This is a genomic window from Ferrovibrio sp. (genome assembly GCF_035304305.1).
GTDB lineage: Bacteria > Pseudomonadota > Alphaproteobacteria > Ferrovibrionales > Ferrovibrionaceae > Ferrovibrio.
The window spans coordinates 1-2388 of sequence record NZ_DATGQG010000058.1; the positions used below are offsets into that span (position 1 = coordinate 1).

At 64.0% G+C, this 2388-nt stretch carries 3 protein-coding genes; 1 reads left to right on the forward strand and 2 read right to left on the reverse strand.

All coding sequences use genetic code 11. The annotated features are described in order from the left end of the window. Both VKZ87_RS07650 and VKZ87_RS07655 read right to left on the reverse strand, forming a co-directional pair. Positions 1-203, reverse strand: a 203-nt coding sequence (locus VKZ87_RS07650) for a hypothetical protein (protein ID WP_324220660.1), incomplete at its 3' end; no start/stop codon positions are given. A gap of 14 nt (positions 204-217) precedes the next feature. Then, entirely contained in the window at positions 218-1261 is a 1044-nt protein-coding gene (locus tag VKZ87_RS07655) for a nitronate monooxygenase (protein WP_324220661.1), read from the reverse strand. A gap of 120 nt (positions 1262-1381) precedes the next feature. On the opposite strand from VKZ87_RS07655, the gene VKZ87_RS07660 reads away from it, so the two are divergent. Continuing rightward, on the forward strand, positions 1382-2227 hold the full coding sequence (locus tag VKZ87_RS07660; RefSeq protein ID WP_324220662.1) for a LysR family transcriptional regulator: 846 nt from the start codon (positions 1382-1384) through the stop codon (positions 2225-2227). Positions 2228-2388: the final 161 nt, after the last annotated feature.

A 2388-nucleotide genomic window follows, 5' to 3' on the forward strand; every position in this document is an offset into this window, starting at 1 on the left:
ATGAAGCAGGGCGGCGAGGCATAGGCGATGGCGGAGACATTCGGGTCTTCGTCCGGACCGGCAACATTCCGCCGCGCCAGTATCTCGATGAAGGCCGAACCCAGCGTTTCCGAGATCGCCACCCGGCCGGGCTTCGATCCGCCCGCCTCCGTGGCCCCGGACGATTGCGCTGCTGGAGTATCCTGCTGCTGTCGCGGTGCCATCTCGCTGCCTCCGGCTAGGCCCACTGCCATGTAAACCGCGGTGCCGCCGACAGCCCCATCCGCTTCATGGTCCTGTGGGCCGACTGCATGATCGTGTCGATGCGGTCCTTCGCGGTTGTGATGTTTCCGATCGATCCGGCGACCTGGCCGGCGAACAGTGCCAGCTCCTCGATATTGCCGGTCATGTTCTTCAGCGGGGAATCGGTGCTGTAGCGGTAGATCGGACGGTCGCCTTCCCGGGCAATCTCGACGCGGCGGATGTCGTCCGGATTGTGGCCGGTCAGGTGGAAGCCGAGATCCTCGGTGATGCAGTTGCGGAGGACGCGGACGGGCGAATTGGGCGGCCAGTTGATCGAGAAGGCATCCGTATACACCGTGTCTTTCGACTCGGCGCAGACGATCTGCCGCTTGTGATAGGAATGGGCAAAGGATTCCTCGGTGGCAAGGAACGCGGTGCCGCAGTGAATGCCCTGCGCGCCGAGAGCCAGCGCGGCAACCAGGCTTTCACCGGAGGCAAAGCCCCCCGATGCCACGACCGGCACGGAAACCGCGTCGACGATCTGTGGCAGCAGAACGAGCGACGACACGGTGCCGCGGACATGGCCGCCAGCCTCGACGCCCTGGGCGATGATGATGTCGGCGCCGGCTTCCTCGGCGGCTATGGCGTCCCGGACGGAGCCGACCTGATAGACGACCAGGCAGTCGGCGGCTTTCGCTCTGGCGATGGCATCGGGGACGACGTCCCAGAAAAAGCAGAGTGAATGCACGTGATGTTCGAGGCAGACGGCCAGCTCCGCCTCGAACAGGGCCGGATCCGTCGCCGACGGGATCAGGTTGACCCCGAACATGCCGTTGGTCCGGGCACGGACGGCCTTGATCTCGCCGGCAATCAGTTCGGGGGTCTCGCGCACCATGCCCAGAAAGCCGTAGCCGCCCGCCTGCACGACAGCAGCGACGAGTTCCGCCCGGGCGACGCCGCCCATCCCGGCCTGGAGGATCGGATAATCGCAATGCAGCAGATCGCAGATCGGCGTATGGAGAGGGTTCTTGGTGCCCATGGCCAGCAGCCCAGTCGGGGGAGGAACTTGCCTACAGAAAGATATGGCAGGGCTCAGTATTTGAATAACGAATAAAAATAAGCCATGGTATCGGCAATAACGATACAAATAGGCCGCGCCGTGGATACCGAACTTGCACGTACCTTTCTGACGGTAGTTTCCGCCGGAAATTTCGTCAGCGCCGCCGAGCAGCTCAATGTCACGCAGTCGACCGTAAGCGCCCGGATCGCCAACCTGGAACAGCAGCTTGGCTGCGTGCTGTTCGTCCGCAACAAGTCCGGCACCACGCTCACGGCGGCGGGCCGGCAGTTCCAGAAACACGCCTCGACCCTGGTGCGTACGGTGGAACTGGCACGCCATGACGTCGGCGTGCCGCGCGGATTCCGCGGCGCGCTGACGGTGGGCGGGCGTTTCGGCCTGTGGGAGCAACTGCTGCTGCGCTGGCTGCCGGTCATGCAGGAGATCGCCCCGGACGTGTCGCTGCGGGCGGAAATCGGCTTTGAGGCCGACCTGATGCATGGCCTGGTGGAAGGCCGGCTCGATATCGGGGTGATGTACGCGCCGCACCGCCGGCCGGGCCTGGCGGTGGAGCAGCTGCTCGAGGACCGGCTGGTCATGGTCTCGACCGATCCGGACAGCCCGCCGGTACCGGGTCTGGGCTACATCTACGTGGACTGGGGCCCGGAATTCTATGCCCGGCATGCCGCCAGCTTTCCTGAATTCCCCGGCGCGGCGCTGACCGTCAATATCGGCTGGCTGGGACTGAACCACATGCTGCTCAACGGCGGCTCGGGATATTTCCCGTACCGGCTGGTGCGGCCCTATCTGACCGATGGCCGTCTGGTCCAGCTGCAGGGAGCGCTGGAATTTTCGCTTGCGGCCTTCGTGGTCTATCCCGAGGAGCACGATCCCGAGATCTTCGGCCCCGCGCTGGCGAGCCTGCGGAAACTGGCCGCCATGAGCTGAAACAGGCCACCCTGCGACAAAAATATCGGCCTCTTGATTTCCGGATTTCGGAAATCAACTTGCAAACCGGACCAGATTGGTCTTATTTGCCGGCGTAGTCCGGGCTCCGGCCCGGCAGCCGGAATTTGCGAAGGGTTTGCAATATGTTGCGTCTGAGTCGT

Bases quoted from the DNA above. Each gene is read 5' to 3' on its own strand.
- VKZ87_RS07655 (WP_324220661.1), bottom strand. From the start codon at position 1,261: ATGGGCACCAAGAACCCTCTCCATACGCCGATCTGCGATCTGCTGCAT.